Annotated in this window: 19 protein-coding genes and 2 rRNA genes; 9 read left to right on the top strand and 12 right to left on the bottom strand. The window is 60.3% G+C overall.

Annotation, left to right across the window (positions count from 1 at the left end; genetic code table 11):
* Positions 1 to 828, bottom strand: coding sequence for a xanthosine phosphorylase (gene xapA, locus ACB042_RS09195; RefSeq protein ID WP_323930754.1), 828 nt, complete (start codon positions 826 to 828; stop codon positions 1 to 3).
* Positions 829 to 1,158: 330 nt separating this feature from the next.
* On the opposite strand from xapA, the gene ACB042_RS09190 reads away from it, so the two are divergent.
* The 4 genes from ACB042_RS09190 to ACB042_RS09175 all read left to right on the top strand — a co-directional run bounded on the left by ACB042_RS09190 (position 1,159) and on the right by ACB042_RS09175 (position 4,182).
* Positions 1,159 to 2,091 (top strand): LysR family transcriptional regulator, encoded by a 933-nt coding sequence (locus ACB042_RS09190; protein ID WP_047438191.1) that lies wholly within the window; start codon positions 1,159 to 1,161, stop codon positions 2,089 to 2,091.
* Between the two features lie 82 nt (positions 2,092 to 2,173).
* The gene (locus tag ACB042_RS09185; RefSeq protein WP_371178277.1) at positions 2,174 to 2,779 is read left to right on the top strand and encodes a DUF2076 domain-containing protein; all 606 of its coding nucleotides are present in this window, start codon (positions 2,174 to 2,176) and stop codon (positions 2,777 to 2,779) included.
* A 201-nt stretch (positions 2,780 to 2,980) separates the two neighbouring features.
* On the top strand, positions 2,981 to 3,169 hold the full coding sequence (locus ACB042_RS09180) for a hypothetical protein (protein ID WP_043822919.1): 189 nt from the start codon (positions 2,981 to 2,983) through the stop codon (positions 3,167 to 3,169).
* Positions 3,170 to 3,324: 155 nt separating this feature from the next.
* The gene (locus ACB042_RS09175; RefSeq protein WP_335820504.1) at positions 3,325 to 4,182 is read left to right on the top strand and encodes a lytic transglycosylase domain-containing protein; all 858 of its coding nucleotides are present in this window, start codon (positions 3,325 to 3,327) and stop codon (positions 4,180 to 4,182) included.
* Positions 4,183 to 4,190: 8 nt separating this feature from the next.
* On the opposite strand, the gene ACB042_RS09170 is transcribed toward ACB042_RS09175, so the two are convergent.
* Positions 4,191 to 4,754 carry a YgjV family protein gene (locus ACB042_RS09170; protein ID WP_335820503.1) on the bottom strand — a complete coding sequence of 188 codons (564 nt, stop codon included), beginning with the start codon at positions 4,752 to 4,754 and terminating at the stop codon, positions 4,191 to 4,193.
* Positions 4,755 to 4,811: 57 nt separating this feature from the next.
* Positions 4,812 to 5,387 (bottom strand): Crp/Fnr family transcriptional regulator, encoded by a 576-nt coding sequence (locus ACB042_RS09165; RefSeq protein WP_335820502.1) that lies wholly within the window; start codon positions 5,385 to 5,387, stop codon positions 4,812 to 4,814.
* A 242-nt stretch (positions 5,388 to 5,629) separates the two neighbouring features.
* Between ACB042_RS09165 and ettA the strand changes: the two genes are divergently transcribed.
* The 5 genes from ettA (at position 5,630) to ACB042_RS09140 (ending at position 13,749) form a co-directional block, all read left to right on the top strand.
* Positions 5,630 to 7,297 carry an energy-dependent translational throttle protein EttA gene (gene ettA, locus ACB042_RS09160; protein ID WP_371178276.1) on the top strand — a complete coding sequence of 556 codons (1,668 nt, stop codon included), beginning with the start codon at positions 5,630 to 5,632 and terminating at the stop codon, positions 7,295 to 7,297.
* 93 nt (positions 7,298 to 7,390) lie between these two features.
* On the top strand, positions 7,391 to 7,720 hold the full coding sequence (locus ACB042_RS09155) for a hypothetical protein (protein ID WP_005343410.1): 330 nt from the start codon (positions 7,391 to 7,393) through the stop codon (positions 7,718 to 7,720).
* Positions 7,721 to 7,984: 264 nt separating this feature from the next.
* Complete coding sequence (locus tag ACB042_RS09150) at positions 7,985 to 9,328, top strand: NCS2 family permease (protein ID WP_100646693.1); 1,344 nt, start codon at positions 7,985 to 7,987, stop codon at positions 9,326 to 9,328.
* A 187-nt stretch (positions 9,329 to 9,515) separates the two neighbouring features.
* Entirely contained in the window at positions 9,516 to 12,389 is a 2,874-nt protein-coding gene (gene glnE / locus ACB042_RS09145) for a bifunctional [glutamate--ammonia ligase]-adenylyl-L-tyrosine phosphorylase/[glutamate--ammonia-ligase] adenylyltransferase (RefSeq protein WP_371178275.1), read from the top strand.
* Between the two features lie 265 nt (positions 12,390 to 12,654).
* Entirely contained in the window at positions 12,655 to 13,749 is a 1,095-nt protein-coding gene (locus ACB042_RS09140; protein ID WP_371178274.1) for a type I restriction endonuclease, read from the top strand.
* 29 nt (positions 13,750 to 13,778) lie between these two features.
* On the opposite strand, the gene ACB042_RS09135 is transcribed toward ACB042_RS09140, so the two are convergent.
* The 9 genes from ACB042_RS09135 to ACB042_RS09095 form a co-directional block, all read right to left on the bottom strand.
* Positions 13,779 to 14,342 (bottom strand): GNAT family N-acetyltransferase, encoded by a 564-nt coding sequence (locus ACB042_RS09135; RefSeq protein WP_371178273.1) that lies wholly within the window; start codon positions 14,340 to 14,342, stop codon positions 13,779 to 13,781.
* A gap of 95 nt (positions 14,343 to 14,437) precedes the next feature.
* Positions 14,438 to 16,639, bottom strand: a complete 2,202-nt coding sequence (locus ACB042_RS09130) for a glycoside hydrolase (protein ID WP_371178272.1) — start codon at positions 16,637 to 16,639, stop codon at positions 14,438 to 14,440.
* Positions 16,640 to 16,747: 108 nt separating this feature from the next.
* Positions 16,748 to 17,512: a DUF2861 family protein gene (locus ACB042_RS09125; RefSeq protein WP_371178271.1), complete on the bottom strand. Its 765-nt coding sequence runs from the start codon at positions 17,510 to 17,512 to the stop codon at positions 16,748 to 16,750.
* Between the two features lie 65 nt (positions 17,513 to 17,577).
* The gene (locus ACB042_RS09120; protein WP_216961044.1) at positions 17,578 to 18,225 is read right to left on the bottom strand and encodes a response regulator transcription factor; all 648 of its coding nucleotides are present in this window, start codon (positions 18,223 to 18,225) and stop codon (positions 17,578 to 17,580) included.
* Positions 18,222 to 19,604: a DUF3404 domain-containing protein gene (locus ACB042_RS09115; protein ID WP_371178270.1), complete on the bottom strand. Its 1,383-nt coding sequence runs from the start codon at positions 19,602 to 19,604 to the stop codon at positions 18,222 to 18,224. Before ACB042_RS09115 ends, ACB042_RS09120 begins: the two co-directional genes overlap by 4 nt.
* 145 nt (positions 19,605 to 19,749) lie before the next feature.
* Complete coding sequence (locus ACB042_RS09110; RefSeq protein WP_371178269.1) at positions 19,750 to 21,912, bottom strand: AsmA family protein; 2,163 nt, start codon at positions 21,910 to 21,912, stop codon at positions 19,750 to 19,752.
* 132 nt (positions 21,913 to 22,044) lie between these two features.
* Complete coding sequence (locus tag ACB042_RS09105) at positions 22,045 to 22,551, bottom strand: NUDIX domain-containing protein (RefSeq protein WP_371178268.1); 507 nt, start codon at positions 22,549 to 22,551, stop codon at positions 22,045 to 22,047.
* A gap of 186 nt (positions 22,552 to 22,737) precedes the next feature.
* Positions 22,738 to 22,852 (bottom strand): 5S ribosomal RNA (gene rrf / locus ACB042_RS09100).
* A gap of 122 nt (positions 22,853 to 22,974) precedes the next feature.
* Positions 22,975 to 23,150, bottom strand: a 23S ribosomal RNA gene (locus ACB042_RS09095); the annotation flags it as partial.

Here is a 23,150-nt window from a genome sequence, read left to right as displayed (position 1 = left end):
TTACTGGAAGTGGTGCTTGATAAAGACGTTGATGAGGCGGATGAAGTCCGTTTCCGCCAGCTTGGCGCACTTGAGGGTCTGCTCGTGGGAGAGCTGCACGTCACCAAGCCCCTCCGCCATGTTGGTGATGGCGCAGATGGCCAGTACCGGCAGGGCACAGTGGGCAGCGCTGACCACTTCTGGCACCACCGACATCCCCACCACGTCGCCACCGATGATCTGCATCATGCGGATCTCGGCCGCGGTCTCGAAACAGGGGCCGCTGTAGGAGACGAACACTCCCTGATTGACGGCGATCCCCTCCCGCTCGGCCAGCGCCAGCGCCTCGTTGCGCAGCGCCTTGTCATAGGCATTAGCCAGACTGAAGAAACGCGGGCCATAGGCCTCGTCATTGGCCCCTGTCATGGGAGTGCCCGGCATGGTGTTGATGTGATCGTTGAAGATGACCAGAGAGCCGACTCCGATCCGCTCCGGGCGCAACGAGCCGGCCGCATTGGTCACCAGCAGCAGCTCGCAGCCCAGACGCTTGAAGGTGCGCACCGGGGTGGTCATCACCTTCATGGTTTCGTGTTCGTAGTAGTGACCGCGCCCCTTCATGCAGATCACGTCCACTCCGTGCAGCTTGCCGAGCACCAGCTCGCCGCTGTGGCCCGCTACCGTGCTTACCGGGAAACCATCCAGCTCCTCATAGGGGATGGTGACCTTCTCCTGCAGAGCATCGGCCAGCACGCCGAGGCCAGAGCCCAGGATCATGGCGGCGCGGGGAGCGAAACCTGGCTTGCAGGCGAGAATGGTGGCGACGGCGTTGAGTACCGGATCTTGTTGCATGAGCTGTACCTCTTGAGGCTGTGAATGAGACATGACGCTCACTCTAGGAGAGGTATTGAGCGATAAAAATCGCTAAAATCGGCCTTACTATCCCGATTTTCAGCACAATAACCCTCAAGGGAATGGCTGCAAACGGCAGGAACAGACATCAGTAGTGCTGATTGGGCCCGTTTTATCGCCAACCCGATTCGGCAGGGTCAAAACGGCCCGACAAAGGTGTGAAGCAGATCGGCCATCCGCCGCGCAGCGGCCCTGCTGCTATCTGCACGGACAGTGAAAACTTTGACGGGGATCGCCCCCGGTTCTCTATCAGCAATCGAAGGAGGTCACTTGGCTCTAGACAGTCACTGGCGCGATCGCGTCACCCTCAAGATGCTGCGCTACTTCCATGCAGTGGCTAGTCATGGTCACTTCAGCCGGGCAGCCCAGCAGCTCAATGTCTCCAAGTCACCGCTCAGCGCCCAGATAAAGGAACTCGAATCCCTGCTGGGGCTGACACTGTTCGAGCGCCATACCCGCCAGGTGAGCCTCACAGCCACCGGCCGTCTGCTGCAAGCCGAGTGCACTTTGCTGTTTGACGTGCTGGAAAGTGGCCTTAACCGGGTAGTTCAGGCGGGACGCATGGAGCGCAACCAGATCCGCATCGGGCTGGTCAGCTCCATCTTCTGGGCCGGCTTTGGCGAGGTGATCCGCCAGTGCCACCAGCGCTACCCCGTGTTCGAAATCACCTTTACCGAGCTCTCCCCGGAGCGGCAGAAGCAGGCTCTGGCCAATAATGAGATAGATCTCGGCCTCGCCCGCTTCGCCGATACCGTCAACATCCACCCACTGCTGGCCGAGACTGTCTATCGTGAATCCATGGTGCTGGTGGTATCGGACGAGCATCCGCTGCGAGATCGCAAACTGGTCTCCTTGCCTGAACTTGCCGGGGAGCAGTTCGTGCTGATGAGCCGCGCCAACTCCTCCTCTACCGATCTCATCATCAACGCCTGCCTGGTAGAGGGTTTCTACCCCCACCTCAATCAGGAAGTGGTTGAACCCAACACTCTGATGGCGGTGGTGGCCACCAGCCAACAGGTAGCGTTGGTGCCTGCCAGCTACGCCCGCCAGAAGTGGCCCCACGTCCGCTTCATCCGCCTCGAACAGGCGATCCCCGCCGATCTCTGCGTGCTTTATATCCCGCCAGATGACGGGCAATCAGCAGCGATCCGCCACTTCATCGACACCATGAGCGAACAGATGAATCAGCCTTCCGGTCATTGATGAGTTAATCAGATACCACTGATGCCCCGCGGGTTTTAGGATGGCTAAACGCACTGTCTGCGCACCATAGCGAGGATTTGAGATGCAATCACAGGAACAGGGTCTGATCGATGGGCTGTTCGACCGCCTCAAGCAAGCGCAAGCCAGGGATAGCAAGCGAGACCCACAAGCGGATCAGCTGATCCGCCAGCATCTGGCCCAGCAGCCCGATGCCCCCTACTACATGGCCCAGGCGCTGCTAATTCAGCAGGCTGCCCTTACTCGCCTCAACGAGCGGGTCAAGGAGCTGGAAGCCAGCCAGAGCACCCCAAGTGGTGGCAGTTTTCTCTCCGGCCTGTTTGGTAGCGAAAGCAGCCCGCCTCCGCACTTTACGCCGCCACCGGCAACCGCTTCTGCCCAGCCAGCATCCCGTGCCAGCTCCTTTTTAGGGGGCGCCCTGCAAACCGCCGCCGGTGTGGCCGGTGGCGTGATGCTGGCCGATATGATCGGCGGACTGTTTCACAACAACCGCCCCGAGGAGATCATCGACATCATAGAGCCTGCCCCCATCGCCAATCCGGTCGATGCGGAACCGGTTCGCTGGGACGGCTGGGATTCACCCCCCGATGCTGGCAGCAATTTTCTCGACGACGATAGCCAGAGTGGCGGCTGGGCCGACAGTGACGATAACAACGGCGGTTTCTTCTGACCGTCAAACCATTACTGGCCCCGCATCTGGCGGGGCTCAACTCGATACGAAACCCATGACTATGGAAAGTGTGATGACACCACGGATCGGCAGCGGCATGACGCGATATACTCAGCGCGCTTCGTGCCACCCGGGAACAACTCCCGACCCCAGGCGCTCTGTCCGTGGCCACGCCCCCCCATGACGACAAGGAGCCACCTCATGATCCGAACCCTGCTTTTGACCGGTGCCGCCATTGCGGCCTATGCTCTGACCCAGAGCCACTCTCTGCTTCCCCTGCTTAGCCTGCTGGCCCTGCTTTCGCTCTGGGTTGTCAGCGAAATTGGCAGCTTCTATCGCGCGCTTCCTCCCGCCGTGCTGGATGAGCAGGAGTATCACCACGACTTTTAACCGGATGAAAAATGGTGTGAAACTCTCGCAATGCCATTAGTTCCATACCGTTTTGCTCTCTGAAATCAACCGGCTATAACAACAGGATCCACTGGGTTCGTGGCGATAGCAGCCATGTTCCTCTATATCTTCTGTACTCAAACAGGAGATAACCCATGAGGCACATCAGCGAAAACGGACTGTTTTTGCTGCTTTTTTTGTCGTTGTTACTGGCAGGTACGCCGCGGGCGATGGCACAAGGCAGGGATTTCAGACAGGCCCCCAAGGCGCTGACGGCGATCAAGCAGGGTCAAGTGGCCCAGCAACACGGCAATCTGCAAAAGGCCATCGCCCTTTACTGTGTCGCCGCCAGCACCGGCAATCCCGAAGGATATTTCCGGATCGGCCGCCTGCTCGCCACCGGCCCCGCCTCGGTACGCAGCGCCAAGCTGGCCAACAGCTACCTCGCCATGGCAATGCGCCTTGGTAACCGACAGGCTGCCCGCTACTACAACGCCCGCATCGGCAATGCTCCCATGGGTGATCAGTGCGGCATCGGGATCCGTGGCGGTCAGGGTGGCTATCTGGCCGGGCTCCCCTCCACCCCCTTCAATGTCGACTCCTGGGTTGCCCGCCAACCCCCCGCCAAGCAAAAGTTGGTCACCATGCTCCGTCACGCCGCCAAACACCATAAGGTGGATGCCCGGCTGGTACTGGCGATTGCCATCGCCGAATCCAATCTCAACAGCCGCGCCGTTTCACCCAAGAATGCTCAGGGGCTAATGCAGCTGATCCCCGAAACCCAGCAACGGTTCGGGGTAACCCGGCCATTCGATCCGGCCCAGAACATCAAGGGCGGCGTCAGTTATCTCAAATGGCTGGATCGCCGCTTCGATGGCAACTGGGTGCTGATCTCGGCGGCCTACAATGCCGGGGAAAAAGCGGTGGAACGCTATGGCGGGATCCCACCCTATGATGAGACGCAGGAGTATGTGAAACGGGTGCTTTACTTCGCTGGTCACAAACAGCCCTGAGCGGAAAGTCAGGAGCTCGCCCGATCGGAAGGTGGCACACTTATCTTTCTACGCTCACTGTGGCGGCCACGCCCCCAATAATAGAAGCCATAGTGGCGGTAGTAGCCCACCAGATTGCTGACCAGAAACAGCCCCTCCATCAGCACGGCGACCGGTGAGCCCACCAGCAGGTTGTTGCCCAGCCAGCAGAGGGTGCCGAGCAGCATCCAGCGCCGCAGCTGGCGATCGTCGGGGCAAAACGCGGCCCGGGTTTGCAGCAGGCTCGCCAGCAGCCCGACCAATGAGAGCAGGCCCTGATAGGTTGCCAGCGCTGCCGCACAGGCCAACCCCATGAAAAACCACATCAAGATGCGGCGAACCAGCCAGATACTCACAACAAAGCGCACGCTGGCCAGCAGCAACAGGCAGGCGGCCGACCACTGCCCGAGCAGGGCAAAGTGACCGGCATTGAGGGCGCAGGAGAGGGCCAGGCAGGCCAGGATCCTGCGGCGATCCCGCAACTGAAACGACAACAGATCGAGCAACAAGGCCAGGCTCACCACCAGTTGCGACCACAGAAACAGCGACATCATCCACCCCTCATCCGTCATTTGGATGGCGCAGCATGAGGGGATGGCCGGAGAGCGGCATTAACCCGTGTTAATGCGCCTGCGGATCCGTGACAGGGTGACCGGGCTGATACCGATGTAGTTGGCGAGCTGTACTTGGGTCAGTCGTGCAGGCCAGTGGGGGAAGGTGTGGCAGAGCTCCCGATAACGCTCTTCGGGGGAATGGAGCAGCAAAAACGCCTCCTTGCGCTCCTTGTAACCGAGCTGCTGACGCAGCAGGGCCATGCAGACCGGCTGCCAGATGGGCTCATCCAGCAGGGCGAGCGGCACCCGCACCACCTGCAGCTCCGTCAGCGCCTCCAGTTGGTAGCGGGCGATCGATCCCGTGAGCCAGCTGTCATAGAGCAGGCAGAGTTCCCCCTCGAAGTAGAACTCCTTGCAGCGCTCCTGTCCGTCCCGGGTGTAGTGGCAGGCGCGAGTGATGCCCGCTTCGATATAGAAGGCAGCTTCCTGCTCTGCCCCTTGCGCCAACAGTGCCTGACCGGCGCGCAGCGTCTGCCGTGGCAAGCGCAGGCTGATGGCTTCGCTCAGCGCGGCGTCCAATCCCATTGTGCAGAGAAAGGCGGCCAATGAGGGGGCTTGAGGAGATGGGTTCATGACGGCTCCGGAACAAAACGGCAGCCCACATCATGCCCAAATTGCACGGCTGATGCAGCAAGGCGTGACCGCTGCGGCAAAGGGGGGACATAGCCGGGTGCCACCTTTGCCCCCCCTCGTCCGTTGGTTTACAATCGACGGGTTTTTTGGAACCCGGTTGACCTGTGTCGACCTGGCCCCACCACGACATCAGTCTGTTAATGCCAAGACATTAACCTGCTGAAAAGGAAGAGAATTAGCCAATGGCTCAATTTATTTACACCATGAACCGGGTCGGCAAGGTAGTGCCGCCCAAGCGTCATATTCTCAAGAACATCTCCTTGAGCTTCTTCCCGGGCGCCAAGATCGGCGTGCTGGGTCTGAACGGCGCCGGTAAATCGACCCTGCTGCGCATCATGGCGGGCATCGATACCGAGATCGAAGGGGAAGCCCGTCCGCAGCCCGGCATCAAGATCGGCTACCTGCCGCAGGAGCCGAAGCTGGAGCCGGAGCAGACCGTACGCGAAGCGGTCGAAGAGGCCGTTGGCGAAGTGAAGCGCGCCATGGCCCGTCTGGACGAGGTCTATGCGGCCTACGCCGACCCGGATGCCGACTTTGACAAGCTGGCCCGCGAACAGGGCGAGCTGGAAGCCATCATCCAGGCTCAGGGTGGCCACAACATGGAAAACCAGCTGGAGCGTGCGGCCGATGCCCTGCGCCTGCCGGCCTGGGATGCCAAAATCAAGCACCTCTCGGGTGGTGAGCGCCGCCGTGTGGCACTCTGCCGTCTGCTGCTGGAAAAGCCGGACATGCTGCTGCTGGACGAACCGACCAACCACCTGGATGCGGAATCCGTGGCCTGGCTGGAGCGCTTCCTGCACGACTACGAAGGCACTGTTGTGGCCATCACCCACGACCGTTACTTCCTCGACAACGTGGCGGGCTGGATCCTGGAGCTGGACCGCGGCGAAGGTATCCCGTGGGAAGGCAACTACTCCTCCTGGCTGGAGCAGAAGGACGCCCGTCTGGCGCAGGAAGCAAGTTCCGAAGCGGCCCGTCGCAAGTCCATCGAGAAAGAGCTGGAGTGGGTTCGTCAAAACCCGAAAGGGCGTCAGGCCAAGTCCAAGGCCCGTATGGCTCGCTTCGAAGAGCTCAACACCAACGACTACCAGAAGCGCAACGAGACCAACGAGCTGTTCATTCCGCCCGGACCGCGCCTCGGCGACAAGGTGGTGGAAGTGGCCAACCTGCGCAAATCCTACGGTGATCGTGTACTGATCGACGATCTGTCGTTTGCCATTCCGAAGGGCGCCATCGTCGGCATCATCGGCCCGAACGGTGCCGGTAAGTCGACCCTGTTCCGCATGATGTCGGGTCAGGAGCAGCCGGATTCCGGCTCCATCACCCTGGGTGAAACCGTGGTACTGGCCTCTGTCGATCAGTTCCGCAACAGCATGGATGACAAGAAGACGGTATTCGAAGAGGTCGCTGACGGTCAGGATATCCTGCGCATCGGCAACTACGAGTTCCCGAGCCGCGCCTACATCGGCCGCTTCAACTTCAAGGGTTCCGACCAGCAGAAGCGGGTTGGCGAACTCTCCGGTGGTGAGCGTGGTCGTCTGCATCTGGCCAAGCTGCTGCAGACCGGCGGCAACGTGCTGCTGCTGGATGAACCGACCAACGATCTGGATATCGAAACCCTGCGCGCCCTCGAGAACGCCCTGCTGGAGTTCCCGGGTTGTGCCATGGTCATCTCCCACGACCGCTGGTTCCTCGACCGTATCGCCACTCACATCCTCGACTATCAGGATGAGGGCAAGATCGAGTTCTTCGAAGGTAACTTTACCGAATACGAAGAGTGGAAGAAGAAGACCTACGGCGCCGAGGCGATCCAGCCCCATCGCGCCAAGTACAAGCGCATCGCCAAATAGGGCTGACTGCGTGTTGAGGGGAGCTTCGGCTCCCCTTTCTCTTGCCTTTTGACTTACAATCCTAGACGGATGCCTTTGCATGGATGTAGCACGATGACGACCCCCATAGAGAAAAAACTCACCATCCAGATCCGGGTTGAACCGGGTTGCCTCGGGCCGGATGGCAAGGAGCACATAGAGACCTTCTGTGCTGCTGCCGCCAAGATTTTTGCCGCCGTGGAGCCCGAGCTGGTGAGCTGGGTGCTGATCCCCCGCTACGACAAGCAACTGCCTGAGCAGGAGTTCTTTATCGAGGGGCGCAAGCTGACCGAAGAGCAGGCAAGCCTCTTTCTGCGCCGCTTCGGCCGTGAACTGGGTGAAGTACAAGACCGGCTCGACTCGGTGCTAGCCCAGCTGGTCGAGCGCTACTTCAAAACCCTGTAAGCCCCCAATTTTCGATAAAAGGTTCTCTGCTGAGAACCTTTTATCATGCTCAAAAAGCAAACGTTTGAATTTTTACTCTATTCATTGATCTGCTTCGCAGATCCGGGGTTTGTAAACGGCGCCGCCTGTGTAAAAATGTGCGCGCTGTCACGGTATCAGGACGAGTCTGGTTACTTAACCGCCAGAAACAGGGCAATTTACCCCGCATGGATGGGATAGCCCGTTCCCCTGCTGCTTATTTCACGTCACCTATTGGAATCCAACATGAATCAACAACACCAAGCTGCCAATCAGGCCGCCGGGCAAGGATTGCTTGAGCGCCTGTTTGCCCTGCAAGGCCATGGCACTACCGCCCGCACCGAAGTGATCGCCGGTATCACCACCTTCCTGACCATGGTCTATATCGTGTTCGTCAACCCGCAGATCCTCTCTGCTGCGGGCATGGACACCCAGGCCGTGTTCGTCACCACCTGCCTCATCGCCGGTATCGGCAGCATCCTGATGGGCCTGTTGGCCAACCTGCCGATCGCGCTGGCCCCCGCCATGGGCCTCAACGCCTTCTTCGCCTTCGTGGTGGTTGCAGGTATGGGTTACTCCTGGCAAGTGGGCATGGGCACCATCTTCTGGGGCGCCATGGGTCTGTTGATCCTCACCCTGCTGCGGGTGCGCTACTGGCTGATCGGCAACATCCCGCTCACCCTGCGGGTTGGCATCACCGCCGGTATCGGTCTGCTGATCGCCCTGCTCGGCCTGCACAACGCCGGGATCGTCGTGGCCAGCCCCGCGACTATGGTAACCGTGGGCAACCTCACCTCCCTGCCCTGCCTGCTGGGGCTGCTCGGTTTCTTCCTGATCTGCATCTTCTCCGCTCGCGGCGTCCACTCCGCCGTGCTGATCGCCATCGTGGTCACCACGGGTCTGGGCTGGCTGTTTGGCGATGTCACCTTCAAGGGCTTTGTCTCCATGCCCCCCAGCATCGAACCGGTGTTCGGCCAGCTGGATCTGATGGGCTCGCTCGACATCAGCCTCGCCGGGATCATCTTCTCCTTTATGCTGGTCAACCTGTTCGACTCCTCCGGCACCCTGATCGGCGTCACCAACCGCGCCAAGCTGGCTGATGACAAGGGGCACTTCCCGCGCATGAAGCAGGCACTGCTGGTCGATAGCGTGAGCTCCGTCGGCGGCGCCTTTATGGGTACCTCCTCGGTCACCGCCTTCATCGAGAGCAGCTCCGGCGTTGCCGTCGGTGGCCGTACCGGTCTGACCGCCATCGTGGTCGGTATCCTGTTCCTGCTGGCAATCTTCTTCTCCCCGGTCGCGGCCATGGTGCCGGCCTATGCCGCCGCTGGCGCCCTTATCTATGTGGGCGTGCTGATGTGCTCCGAGCTGACCCGGGTGAAATGGGAAGATCTGACCGAAGCAGTACCGGCCTTTATGACCGCAGTGATGATGCCGTTCAGCTTCTCCATCACCGAGGGGATCGCCGTGGGCTTTATCTCCTACTGCGTGATGAAGGCGGGCACCGGCCGCTGGCGCGAGATCAACCCCTGCGTGCTGGTGGTTGCCCTGCTGTTCGTGCTCAAGTTCGTATGGGTCGACAGTCACTGATAATGACTAGTGCAATCCGATGGGCTCCCGACAGGGAGCCCATTTTTATTTGCCGGATCATGCTTCTCGCCCCTGCGCTGTGACGCGGGGGCCTGACAGTGCTAGATTGGCAGCCACCATTTTGAACCGGCAGCGTTTTTAACCCCATGTCGTTAACCCGCTGTCGTGAACCACAAGGACGGCAACCGTGGCCCAGCACTCTCCCTCTTTCTCCGCCCTCTCCCCCTTGCTGCAAGAACAGGCCGAGCGCCAATGGCAACGGCTGATCGAACTGGCCCCCGACTATGGCAACCAGCCCGAGCCCGTTCGCCAGACCCTGCTGACCCTGCTCGGCCTCTCCGATTTTGTCGCCGACTCCCTCTTCAAACAGCCAGAGTTGCTGACCGAACTGCTCGCCTCCGGAGATCTGGAACGCTCCGAACGCTGGCCCGCCTACCAGCGCGATCTGACCGCCCTGCTCGCCGAGGTGAGTGATGAAGAGGCGCTCAAGCGCATCCTGCGCCAGTTCCGCCGCAGCCGCATGCTGGTGATCGCCTGGCGCGAACTGCTGGGCCATGCGGCGGTGGAAGAGAGCTTTATCCACCTCACCAAACTGGCGGATGCCCTGATCTGCTCCGCCCGCGACTGGCTCTACGCCAAACAGTGTGGCGAGCTGGGCACCCCGATGGACGGCAATGGCAACCCGCAGCCGCTGCTCATTCTCGGTATGGGCAAGCTGGGTGGTGGCGAGCTGAACTTCTCCTCGGACATCGACCTTATCTTCACCTTCCCCGAGAACGGCTACACGGTCGGCGGGCGGCGTGAACTCGCCAACCAGCAGTTCTTTATCAAGCTGGGCCAGCGCATCATCAATGCCCTCCACCAGCCCACTCAGGATGGTCAGGTGTTCCGGGTCGATATGCGGCTGCGCCCCTTTGGTGATGCGGGGCCGCTGGCCATCTCCTTTGCCGCCATGGAGGATTACTACCAGCACCACGGCCGCAACTGGGAGCGCTACGCCATGGTCAAGGCGCGGGTACTGGGGCCCCAGTGCGAGCACGCGGTGGAACTGGCCGAGATGCTGCGCCCCTTCGTGTTTCGCCGCTATATCGACTTTGGCGTCATCGACGGCCTGCGCCAGATGAAGGCGATGATCGCTGCCGAGGTGCGCCGCAAGGGGCTGGAGGGCAACATCAAGCTGGGGGCTGGCGGCATTCGCGAGGTGGAGTTCATCGCTCAGGCGCTGCAACTTATTCGCGGCGGGCGCGAACCGGCGCTGCGGGTGCGTCACCTGCCCGAAGCGCTGGCCGCCATCGCCCAATGCGGCGCCCTCGAATCTGCCCATTGCGATCGCTTGCTGACGGCCTATCGCTTCCTGCGCCGGGTCGAGAACATATTGCAGGAGATCGGCGATCAGCAGACCCAGACCCTGCCCACCGAAGAGCGGGATCGCCAACGGCTGATCGCCGCCCTCGGTTTTGCCGACTGGGGCGCCTTTATGGCTCATCTCGATGAGGAGATGGCCGCCGTCCATCAGGAGTTCGCCGCCGTGGTGGGGGAAGAGAAGGAGGCTCCCGCCCATCTCGAGCAGCTCTGGCTCGATCTGTGGCGCACCGAGCTCGACGCCGCCGAGCTGGAAAAACTGCTGACCGCGCAGGGGGTGGCCGAACCCGCCCCGCTCTGCACCGCCCTGCTACGTTTCAAGGAGGAGTACAAGCGCCGTCAGGTGGGGCCGCAGGGGCGCATCGCGCTGGACTGGCTGATGCCGGAGCTGCTGCGGCTGGTGGTCGCCAGTGAGCAACCCGCCCGCCTGTTCGAGCGGGTCTGTGAGCTGCTTACCCGCATCTTCACCCGCAGCGCCTATCTGCAACTGCTGGCGGAAAATCCGGGCGCCCTGCGCCAGCTGGTGCGGCTGTGCGATGCCAGCCATCTGGTGAGCGAACAGCTGGCCCGCTACCCGATTTTGCTGGACGAGCTGCTCGATCCCCAGCACCTCTACCACCCCACCCCGCTCGATCAGTACAAGCCCCAGCTGCGCCAGTTCCTGCTGCGCATCCCCGAAGAGGACGTGGAGCAGCAGATGGAGGCGCTGCGCCAGTTCAAGCAGGTGCAGCTGCTGCGCATCGTGGCGGCCGATATCGCTGGGGCCCTGCCGCTGATGAAGGTGAGCGACCACCTCACCTGGCTGGCGGAGGCGATCACCGAGGAGGTGGTCAATCAGGCCTGGGCCCAGATGAGCGAGCGCTACGGGGTGCCGCCCGAGGTGGCGGTGAGCGGCCAGCGAGGTTTTGCGGTGGTGGCCTATGGCAAGCTGGGCGGTATCGAGCTCGGTTACGGCTCGGATCTCGATCTGGTGTTTCTGCATGGCGGCGACCCCAACAGCTACACAGATGGCCGCAAGCCCATCGACAGCCGCCAGTTCTATCTGCGTCTGGCGCAGCGGATCCTGCATCTGTTCAGCACCCGTACCCCCTCCGGCATCCTCTACGAAATAGACATGCGGCTGCGTCCCTCCGGCGACTCCGGCCTGCTGGTCTCGTCGCTGTCGGCCTACGAGCTGTATCAGCAAAACGAGGCGTGGACCTGGGAGCATCAGGCACTGGTGCGGGCCCGTCCCATCTATGGCGATGATGCCATCGTTGCCGAGTTTGCCCGCATCCGCCGCGATGTGCTGGCCAAGGAGCGGGATCTGCCGACTCTGGCCCGCGAGGTGCGCGAGATGCGCCACAAGATGCGGGATCACCTGCTGAAAGCGGGGGCTGGCGAGTTCGATCTCAAGCAGTCCCCCGGCGGCATGGTGGATATCGAGTTTATCGCCCAGTATCTGGTGCTGGCCCACGCCTGCAGCGAACCCGACGCCCTCACCCGCTGGTCCGATAACGTGCGCATCTTCGACGAGTGCGTGATGGCGGGGGTGCTGACCCTGGAGCAGGCGGAGGGGCTGAAACAGGCCTATCTGGAGATCCGCAACCTCGGCCATCGCCTCAACCTCTCGGAGATCTCCCGCAAGGTGAGCGACGATCAGCTGCAGAGTGAGCGCAGCCATGTGCTCGCCGTCTGGCACAAGCTGCTGGGGGAGTGAGATAAACCACAGCAGGTTCAACGAGAAAGGGGCGCTTGGGCGCCCCTTTCTAATATAAATATCAGCTACAGGCTCATATTTTCTTCATATAACACTCAATAGCGGTGAGCTGGATCCTGTTTCAGGCATACCAGCCTTGGAATCGTATGGCACTTTGCTGAATATACGTAGAGATAAACCGTCTCTATGACCTCACCTGATTTTGGCCAGATATGACGGGTGAATATCAACTCAACAATTCCAGTCCCAGCGCAGAGAGGAAACAATGGATTTTTCAGAGCAGCTACAGAGTCTAGCCAAAAAGATTACTCAACAGTCATCGATGATCACCACAGAAGAAGCAACCAAAAACGCATTTGTCATGCCATTTCTCAATCGTGTACTTGGTTATGATGTGTTTGATCCTGCGGAGGTGATTCCGGAATTCACCGCAGATACAGGCATCAAAAAAGGGGAAAAGGTTGACTACGCCATTCTCAAAGATGGCCAAGTGCAAATTCTGGTTGAGTGTAAAAAATACAGTGAAAAACTCTCGGCCAAGCACTCTGGTCAACTCTTTCGCTATTTTTCAGTTACCAATGCTCGAATCGGCATTCTTACCAATGGGGCACAATATGAGTTCTACACAGACCTTGATGCCCCAAACAAAATGGACGAAAAACCATTTTTGACGCTCGATCTGGAAGACATAGATGAACACATAGTGCCTGAGGTATTAAAACTAACCAAAACCTCTTTCGATGTTGATTCAGTTGTAGATGCAGCTGGTGAACTGAAGTACCTTAGCCAGATCAAAAAATTGCTAGCCGAACAATTTGGCTCACCGGAAGAAGACTTTGTTAAGTTTTTTGCATCCAGAATCTATGACGGTGTACTAACGGCAAAGGTCAAACAGTCCTTTACCGACATTACCAAGAAGGCACTTAGCCAATTTCTGAATGACAGCATCAATGCAAGATTGAAATCTGCGATTGGTGGCAGTGTCAACTCCTCAACTATCCAACCGGCATTTGATAGTAATCCATCAAGTGATAACAATAATGCCGAAGGCTGTAGTGAGGAAAAATCAAAGGTCGATACAACGATTGAAGAGATGGAAGGCTTTAATGTTGTCAAAGCAATTCTGAGACAGCGATTTGATGTAACAAGAATCGCGGCAAGAGATACCCAAAGTTATTTTGGTATTCTCCTCGACGATAATAATCGCAAGCCGTTATGCCGGTTGCATTTCAATGCTAGGCAGAAATATATCGGTTTATTTGACGCTGACAAAAAAGAGACTAGGCATCCTATTTCCTCGATCGATGAAATCTTTACCTTTGCAGATCAGTTGCTGACCGCGACATCAGTCTATGAATAGTTGCAATTAGGAGGGGGGTAATTCCCCCTTCATCTCGCAATGAACATCCCCGTTTTCCAACTCAAGCCGTGATCCATCACCGTCTCCACCAGCATCTGGTTGAAACGCTGATAGGCCTCTTCCTCAAGAAGCCCCGGATAGCTCAACACCCGTAGTTCATGACCCTCGTAGTCAGGATGATAGGGGGGGTGGAGATGAGCATAGTCGTTGAGACAAAAGCCCAGCCCCTGATAGAAGCGCAGACGGCGAATGGCAATCTCATCTTCTGGCGGATCGATCTCGAGAATGACGGTTTTGCCTGCCCGCTCGCAAAATTCGGCCAGCAGGCGGCTGCCATAGTTGCGGCCGCGCAGCGCAGGATTGATGGCCAGATGTTCGATATAGATCTGCTCGCCGCACGCCCACCAGAAGATGAAACCGAGCAGCAGGCCGTCCTGATAAAAGATTTGGCAGTGATAGCGAGGATCCCGCATCTTCTGTGGCTGATGCTGTGACTGGCGCTGCTCGTAGCGGGGAAAACTCTCGCCATAGATCTGCCAGACCAGCGGCCACGCCGGATGGTTTACCTCTCTAATCACTTCACTCTCAATCATCAGAACTACCTCTCGTTTATTTTGCAGAACGTTCATCTATACATGAAAAGTTCTGCCACATCATCATCTGATGAAATAAAAGCCAGAACGCCAGATTAGCGGGCGCCATCCGGTTGCGAGACAAACTGCTGCTGGCTGCCATCGGGCAGCAGCGCCAGCACGCTTTGAGCGGCCAGTTTTATCCCAGCCAGCTCGGTGCCCGAACCGAAGTTGGCTATCAGTCGAGTGCCATCGGCAAACTCGCTCTGCTGCACCACTCCTCGTTTGTCGAGCCAGCGAAAACCGGTGAGGGGCTGGTTGTAGAGCCGCTCATGCAGCGGGCGGAAGAAGGCATCGAGCCCCTTGAGGTAGGGAATGCGCGCACTGGCGCTATCCAGACTGAGGTTGAGTAGGGGCGGCACGTTGTAGAGCTGCTGCAACAGTTCGGTGACCTGACGACTCTCCTTGAACTTGAGGCTATCCATCGTCCAGTGGTGGGTGGTCACTATGCTGTCGTGAAAAACGCTCTGGAGCAGCGGCAACCGCAGCGCCGGATCGAAGTAGAGCCCCCGATACTCAGGTTTTAGGTGACTCTGGCGAAAAAAGAACGCGGGCTGATGCTCCGGATACCAGGCCCCCAGATAGTAGGGAGAGCGCTTGTTGCGGCGCATATCGGGATCCTGCCAACCAAAGCCGCTGGTCTGGGGGCCGTGGGCAAAGGCCGCGGTGCGGTTGGCTACCGCGCCGCCCTCCTCGGAGCCCACCAGCACCCCCTGACTCTTGGCAATCCACGCCATCCCGGCCATCCGGTTTTGCGCATCCTGCGCCTGACTGGTCGGCTTGGCCGGGTCGAAGTCGTCAAACACCATGCCGGTCGCCGCTACATCGAGGAACCAGCTGTTGTAGTGGTTTGCCTGCTGCAACCAGGGTACGCGCTGCTCCATCACCGGACGCACGCAGGCCTGATTGGTGTAGACGCCGCTGTTTTGAAAGCCGCTCTTGCGCCGTCCATTCTCCAGCATGATGCCGCAGCGCAGATAGATATCCTGCCCCATCTGGGCGGTGAGCCAGCTCTGCTGGCGATTCCCCTCCGACAGCGCGGTATCGTAGGAGTCGTAAGGGGCGATGAGATAGCCCGCCTGTTTGGCAAATTCAATCCCCTCTGGCGCAGCAAAACCGGCGGTCCACTGGGGCAGCCCCAGCCAGAGTTTGGGTAGTCCAGCCTGCTTGAGAGCAACGATCATCTTGGCAGAGCTGCCATCACCCCAGCTCTGCGGCTCGTTGAGCGCAGCCCCCAGTTGCGTGGCAGCCAGCGTGCGCCGGGTGGCGAAATCGGCCGGTTGCTGACCCGGATGGCGCAGCGCAAGCGCCTGCTCAACTCCGGTCAGCACCCGGTTTTGCAGGTAGCGGTTGTGCTCGAGATCGGGCGCTTGCAGCGCCGTTTTACTCTCCCCCTTGAGCCAGTCGGCGGGGATCAGGCGGCGCAACTCGGGCCAGCTCTTCACATCCTGTGGCACCAGCAGTCGCTCGCCCCAGAGGTAGAGGTGAGAGGCGCCGATCAGCCGCTTGCCATCCGGTACCGCCGCCAGCTTACTCTCGAGCGAGACCAGCTCGCCCCGTGCCTGCAACCAGCTGCGATAGGCCTTGGCCGCCGCCAGCCAGTCATTGCCCGGTTGCAGCGACACCGCCACCTCATAGGGGTCAGCCAGATTGAGGCGGTTGACGCTATGGGTCGCCGTCAGGGCAATGCCATCTTGCTTCGGAGCAAAGGTGAGCCGGTTGTTGAAGGGGTTGGCAAAGAGGATCGCCAACTGCTGATCGCCATGATCCAGCCCAACCACCGGCAGGGTGAGATTTTCGGTGGTGTTGATCCCCTGATACTCCTGCACCAGCGCCTTGCGCCACGCAGTGTGCGTAGCCGGAATGCGGAATCCCTCGTGGATCGGCAGCATCAGCGCCTGCGCCCCTGCCGGCACCCGCGGCCATACCAGCTCACCTGCACTCGCACGGCTCAGGCTGAGGATCAGGCGATTGCCCTCGAGACGGGCCGAGGCTCGCACCTCACCATCAGAGCTGGTCAGCCAGTTGGCACGTACCCCCTCCTGCTGCAAGGCGGTGACAGGCTGACGCGGGCCGGGAGAAGAGATGGCAAGGTGCTTGCCCGATGGCAGCACAGCCTCGGCCGCCAGGGTGGCGGGATCCAGCTCGATACGCCACTGATCGTTGGCAAGGGTCAGCGCCTCGGCAGGCAGGGAGAACAGCGGCGCCAACAGCAGCAGCGGGCGGATCCGGCTCGCTAATTCGGGAAGAAGAGTCATGGTCGGTGATTCCTGATAACACACGGGAATCGCCATTTCAGCAGATCGGCCGCCTGCGATTGTCAGGCCAATGTCAGGATTGCGGTGACCTGACCATCACGACATCCATTAGTCCACCGGCCCCGCCTGACTGTGGCTCAGCTGCAACACCAGCTGGCCACGCTGGCTGGTCTGCACCAGCGAAAGGGTACGCCAGCTGTCGGGCGTGGCAGCAGGCCAGTTCACCGGCTCATCGGGCGCAATGCGGTGCCACCAGAGCAGGGAGTATTGCGGGCGAGCCAGCACAGTCTGCTCAAGCCAGAGCGGCGTACAAGAAGCAGGGTTGGCGGGGGGAGTGGCCACCGCCAGCGGCGAGCGGGAGAGCCAGTCCAGATCCTGCACCGCAGGCAGCGGCAGCACCACCTGCCACGCTTTGCCCGCCACCGTCAGCCGCAGCTGATAGAGTCCGGCTGGTAAAGGCGTCGGTAGATCGGCCCCCACGACCCTGACCCCTTTATTCTCTTCCGCCTCCCACTGGGCGCCAGCCAGCCGGTCATGGCCAGCGGGATCGATAAGTTCAGCGGCGGTGATGGACCCCTCCCCGGTCAGCTGCACCCGATAGTCCCGCAGCAGCGGCGCATCGCGCTGGATCAGCTCAAGGCGCAGCTCGCTCACCCCATCAGGCAAGGTCAGTGGGAAATCCTTGCCGCAGTGCTGGGCACTCAGCGCGGCCAGCATCCCCTGCCAGCTACGGCGCTCGGCATCGCTGTTGAGGGCTGGCCAAGCCTGCTGCAAAGATTGCCAGGCGTGCCGGTTATCTCCCTGCAACAGCGCCAAGGTAGCCGGTTGCAGCGGGTCGGCGCGCTCGGTTTCCAGGAGGCGATCGGTTGCCATCACGCAGCTTGCGTTCAGCAAGCCAACGCTTAGAACCAACAGCAGCCCAGCCAGCCTTGTGTGCTTCACTGTGCCACCTCCAGCCGGTAGCCGATGCCGCGCACCGTCTCGATGGCCAGTCCGGGCAGCTTCTGGCGCAGCTGCAGAATATGGGTATCGACGGTGCGGGTGGAGGGAAACGCCTGATAGCCCCACACCCGGTTGAGGATCTCCTCCCGGCTCAGCACCCGCCCCGCCATCCGTACCAGCAGGGTGAGCAGGGCAAACTCGGTGGGGGTAAAGCTCACCTCCGCATCCTGCCAGCTCGCCTGCATCCGGGCGGGATGAAGCTGCAAGCCGCCCACCGCCTGAGTGCCGTCCCCCAACTGACGCAGCTGGGCCCGGATCCGTGCCAGCAGCTCGTCGTGGGAGAAGGGTTTGGTCAGGTAGTCGCGCGCCCCCGCGTCGAGCCCGGCCACACGATCGCTCACCTCCACCCTTGCGGTGAGCACGATCACCGGCAGCGCCTTGCGCGCCAGCCATTGGGGCAGCCAGTCGAGAGCGTCCCCCTCCGGCATGGTGCGATCGAGCAACACCAGATCCGCCGCCAGCCACTGCTGCTCCGCCGCAGCCAGGGTGTCGCACCAGAGGCAGCGATACCCCTCGCGGGTCAGATAGCGTTGCAGGTTCTCCGCCAGCAATGCCTCGTCTTCGACAAGCAGGATGGTCTTCATGATTCGGGGTCGCTCCAGAGTTGGCAGGGCAGCGTCAGGGTGAAGGTGGTGGGCGGGCCGGATAGGGCGAGGCACCCGCCAAGACGGCGCAGCAGATGGCGTACGATGGCAAGCCCCAGCCCCAGACCATCGGCACGGGCACCGCGGCGCAGCAGGGTAGCGAGCCGGTAATTTGGCAGCTCGCCGCCATCGCTGACCGCGAGGATCAAACGCCCCGCCTGCCAGCTGGCACAGATCCGAACCGGCGCACGACCATGCTGGCTGGCATTGCGCAGCAGGTTGTCGAGGGCGAGATCGAGCCAATAGAAGGGGAGCGCCAGAGTCATCTCCCGCTCAAGGCAGAAGGTAGCGCCATGCCGCTCACAAGCCAGGGTGAGCCACTCGGTGAGACTGACCGCAACCCGCTCATCCTCGAGGGTCTCTGCCGCCAGATAGTGGCGACTGGCCTGCGCCAACTGATGCAGACGGGCGACACTGCCCAGCAGCTGACCCACGCTCTGCTGGGCGGAAGGGGGCAGCCGGTCGAAATCGTGGCGCAGCTCCTCGCTGATGCCAGAGAGCGCCATGATGGGAGTACGCAGCTCGTGGGTCAGCATCTGCAATGCGACGCGCCGCTCCCGCAGCAGGCACCAGCGCTGCCAGCTGGCCCACCCCAGCAACAGGATAAAACCAAGCGAGCTGGCCAGCGCCAGCCACTGCCAGTCAAGCGTGGGGCGAGTATTGAAACAGATCGCTCCGACTCGCTCTTCACAAGTACCAGCTGTGCGGCTATCCAGCGTCACGCCAAGCCGCTCGGCCAGCGGTTGCCACTGCCCGGCACCATAACGGCGCCACTGCCCATCGGCAAGCAGCCAGAGCTGACCCGATTGCAGCAGCCAGCGCTCGCCCCGCAGCAGGGCATCGAGGTTGTCATCATCAAGCTCGCCAAGCTGCCCCAACCGGTCGCGCCGCTCCCGCACATGGAGCAGATCGTCGAGCTCGGCCGCCGGCTGGTGAGCTAGCCAGCGAGCCGCGCTGGAGCCGCCCAGCGGATAGATTAGGTGAGCGGCAAACCAGCTGGTCGAGAGTACAGTCCCTTGGCCACAAAGCGCCCTCAGCAGTGGCAGCCACTCGGCAGGCAAGTCATTCTCTGTCCCGCACTCCTGCTGATAGCGATAGATGGCCTGCAGTTGACGCAGCGGATAGCGCTGCCAGGCGGGATGAAGGGAGTCGGGAGCGATCAGGCGACGATCGAGCCGCTGCACCTCGTCAAGAGGCAGCGCCTGTTCGGGAGCCTGCTTGGCCAGCTCGCCCGCCAGACTATCCGCCAGCGGCCCGGCCAGCACCGGAGAAGCCATGCCGTAGCAGGTCAGGGAGCAGAGCAGCAGGATCAGGCGCATGGGTTCAACTCGAGATGACTCCGGATCAAGGCGCAGCAGGTCACTGCGCCATAAAAAATGTCAGCGCCATTTTTCAATGGCGCTGACATCCGGTCAACCGCTAACGGCATTGGCGCAGCGAGCGCCAGCCCATGAGAACCATCACCTATTTGAACAGTCCCTTGAGCAGCTGGTCAGCCACCCCTTTGACGGCCTCGTTGTCGGCCTTGTCACCCAGCAACTTCTTGAGGCCGCGTTCGGCCTCCTTGCGGGCCTTATCCTCCAGCAGCTTGTTGTTGCTGAGCAATGCCTTCACATCGAGCTGATAGCTGGGCGCCTGCCAGTGACCGCCGATCCGCACCGGAATGGTGATCTCTTTGAGCTCATCCACATCCTTGCCTCCCTGCCCCTTGCTGCTCTCGACGATGGAAGTAAGGAACAGGAAGTCGAGGCTCTCCGGCACCAGCGCAGTCTGCCCCTCGCCCTTGACCCGCAAGGCCGGCGCAAAGAGCTGGATGTCGTTGCTGCGAGCAATGCCATCGGCAATCTGGAAGCTGGCGGTCAGGGCGCTGAAGTCGGTCTTGCGCGCCTCCTTCACCTGCTCGGCGCCCTTGCCGGTGAGGGTGGCCCGCGCCTCGCGGATCATCTCCGGCAGGTTGATGCCGTGCAGGGCTCCGTCGCTCAGTTTCAAGATAACCTTGCCCTGCATCCCGTTGCGCAGTGCCAGCGCGGAGAGACCACGGCCCTGCACCTGCACATCGAGATCGCCTTTGCCCTCCAGCAGATCGCTCTGAGCCAGAGTCTGCAACAAGGGACGAATGTTCACCCCGGCCACCTGCTTGTGCACCCTGTAGGTGGCGGGCTGCTGGCGCGCGTCGAGTACCCCGTTCGCGCTTACCTGACCGCCAGCCACGGTCGCGCTGAACTGTTTGAGCGTGAGCAGTCCCTTGGCCAGAGCCACCTGCAGATCGACTGCGCCAAGATCCAGCCCTTTCAGACGCAGGTTGCCGAGTTGCAATCGACCATCCAGATCCACCCCTTTGAGCGCGCCCAGATCAGGTTCAACCGCGGAGAGGGTTTCGCTCTTGCCGGTTACCGCTTTATTGCCACTTGCAGCGGCATTGGAAGCACCGGCCGCCGGTTTGTCCTCTTTCGCCTGCGCAGGTGTGGTCGGTGCCGATTCGGCGAGCCATTTGTCGAGATCCAGCTTCTCCCCCTTGAGATCGAAGCTGATTGCGGGAACGGCACCAAGCTGCACGGTTCCATCACCACTCAGCAGCGTCTCATCGGCACTCATCACCAGCTTGCTCAGGGTAATCAACTGCTTGTCGATCTCGGCGCGGGCAAAGCCGGCCAGTTTCAGCTTCATCTGCGGGCGTGGCAGCGCATCACCTTCCAGCGCTGCGGTCAGCACCATATCGGAGAGCTCGGCCAGCTTCATCTCTTTATCGAGCCTTCCCTTGAGCGTTCCTTCCAGCGAGCCAGCCAGTGAAGCTTGCTGCCCCTCTACCTTGGCACCCTCCAGCGCCAACGTGAGGTTGCTCCACTCACCTAGGGCCAGTCGGTCCCCCTTGATGGAGAAACTGTCGAGTCGCAGGGACGGGTCACTCAGGCTGCCACTGAGGCTCAGATCTTTCAGTTCACTGGCCATCACCTCCTGCGCCAGCTTGATCTGGGTCTGCCCTTTAACGTCGAAAGCGAGCTTGTCGGCACTCCCCTTGGCGGCCAGCGTCACGGGTACCCACTGACCGGTGGCCAGCTGCCCCATATCGAGATCGAGGCGATCCAGTCGCAGCGAGGTGCCGCTGCGATCATCCTGTACCAGCGCACTGGCCTGGGAGAGCGCGACACCCTGCAAGCTGATCTGCCAGGGCTTGCTATCAGCGGTTGGCGCAGGAGTTGCGGGGACGACCGGTTCGCTTGCATCAGCAGTGGCATCATTGATCAGTCCGCTCAGATTGGAGCTGCCATCCGCCTTGGTCTGGATAAAGAGATGGGCGCCACTCAGCATCACTTTGCCAATCTCCAGACGATGGGAGAGCAGCGGCAACAGGGCCACCGAGGCCTCTCCCTGTTCGAAACGAATCAGATCCGGCTCGGCAAAACCGGCCGGATTGCGCAGAGCCACCTTCTCGAGCGAGAGGCCGAGACTCGGCCAGAAACGCCAGTCAATCTTCCCCGCCATCACCAGTTCCCGGCCCGTGCTCTTGCGCACCTGTTCCGCCAGTTGAGGCTTGAATTGATTGGGGTCGATAAGGCTTATCAGCGTCACTATGGCCAGCAAGGCCGCCACGGCGATGCCGAGCAAGATGAGAACTATCTTCTTCACGATATGCTCCTTGAATCCGGATCCACTGCTGACTATACCACTCACCGTCTGACGAATGGCGTCTGCGAGACAAAAGCGGACAAGGATGAGACAGGGATGGTCGCTGCCAATCCCCATCGTCATCAGCAGGGATCAGGCTTGCAAAGGGGATTGCTGCAACCGCGCCATCGCGGTGCGTGTCGACTCGAAAGCAAAGCGGGACAAGGGGACATCGCGGATCTTCAGCCACTGACAGGCGGCCACATCGTCAGCCGGCTGGATGACCGGTTTTTCACTCAGCCTGATGGCAAAGAAGGTGTCACAGGTGTGATAGGTGATGCCATCGTAGGGATAGATATTGGGGAATGAACCGAGATAGGTGCAAGGTTGAGCGCTGACATCGAGCCCCAGCTCCTCCTGCAACTCGCGCACCAGCGCCACCTCCAGCGACTCGCGGGGATCGACAAATCCTCCAGGCAGATCCAGCAACCCCTTGCCCGGATTGCCCGCTCTCACCGCAACCAGCACCTCGTCCTGCCAGCAAAGCGCCACCATCACAGCCGTCGCCACATTCTGGAAAAAATGAAAACCGCAGCCACAGCGAAACTCTTTGGGGCTGACGCTCAGCAGGGTTTGACCGCCGCATTTTGGACAAAACATGGGCTATCTCCGACCAGATAAAGCGCTATTTTACGCCGTTGGGGTCAATTTCTATGAGTAAAACAGACAGGGAGGATAAGGTGTTCAGGTTAAAGAGGGGGGTAAAGAAGGTCAATTATCAGACGATTTGCTGAATTGCTGGTAATAAAAAACCCCGCTCGATGAGCGGGGTTTCTTGTATTGGGTGCCTGGCAGTGTCCTACTCTCGCATGGCGAATGCCACACTACCATCGGCGCTACCGCGTTTCACTTCTGAGTTCGGCATGGGATCAGGTGGTTCCACGGCGCTATGGCCGCCAGGCAAATTCTTAATCCAGAAAGCTGACGTGAATAACGACTTGGCTAGTTTGCCTTGTCATTACCACTGAATTTGAGTAGTTCGTTCTATTTGCTACAAGTCTTAGAACACTTCTTGGGTGTTGTATGGTTAAGCCTCACGGGTAATTAGTACGGGTTAGCTCAATGCATCGCTGCACTTACACACCCCGCCTATCAACGTTGTGGTCTCCAACGGCCCTTTAGGACCCTCAAGGGGTCAGGGATGACTCATCTCAGGGCTCGCTTCCCGCTTAGATGCTTTCAGCGGTTATCGATTCCGA

Origin of the sequence: Aeromonas sp. S13(2024), from assembly GCF_041402405.1 — a bacterium.
GTDB lineage: Bacteria > Pseudomonadota > Gammaproteobacteria > Enterobacterales > Aeromonadaceae > Aeromonas > Aeromonas veronii.
The sequence above is the reverse complement of the archived record's forward strand: the minus strand, read 5'-3'. Positions and strand labels throughout refer to the sequence as shown.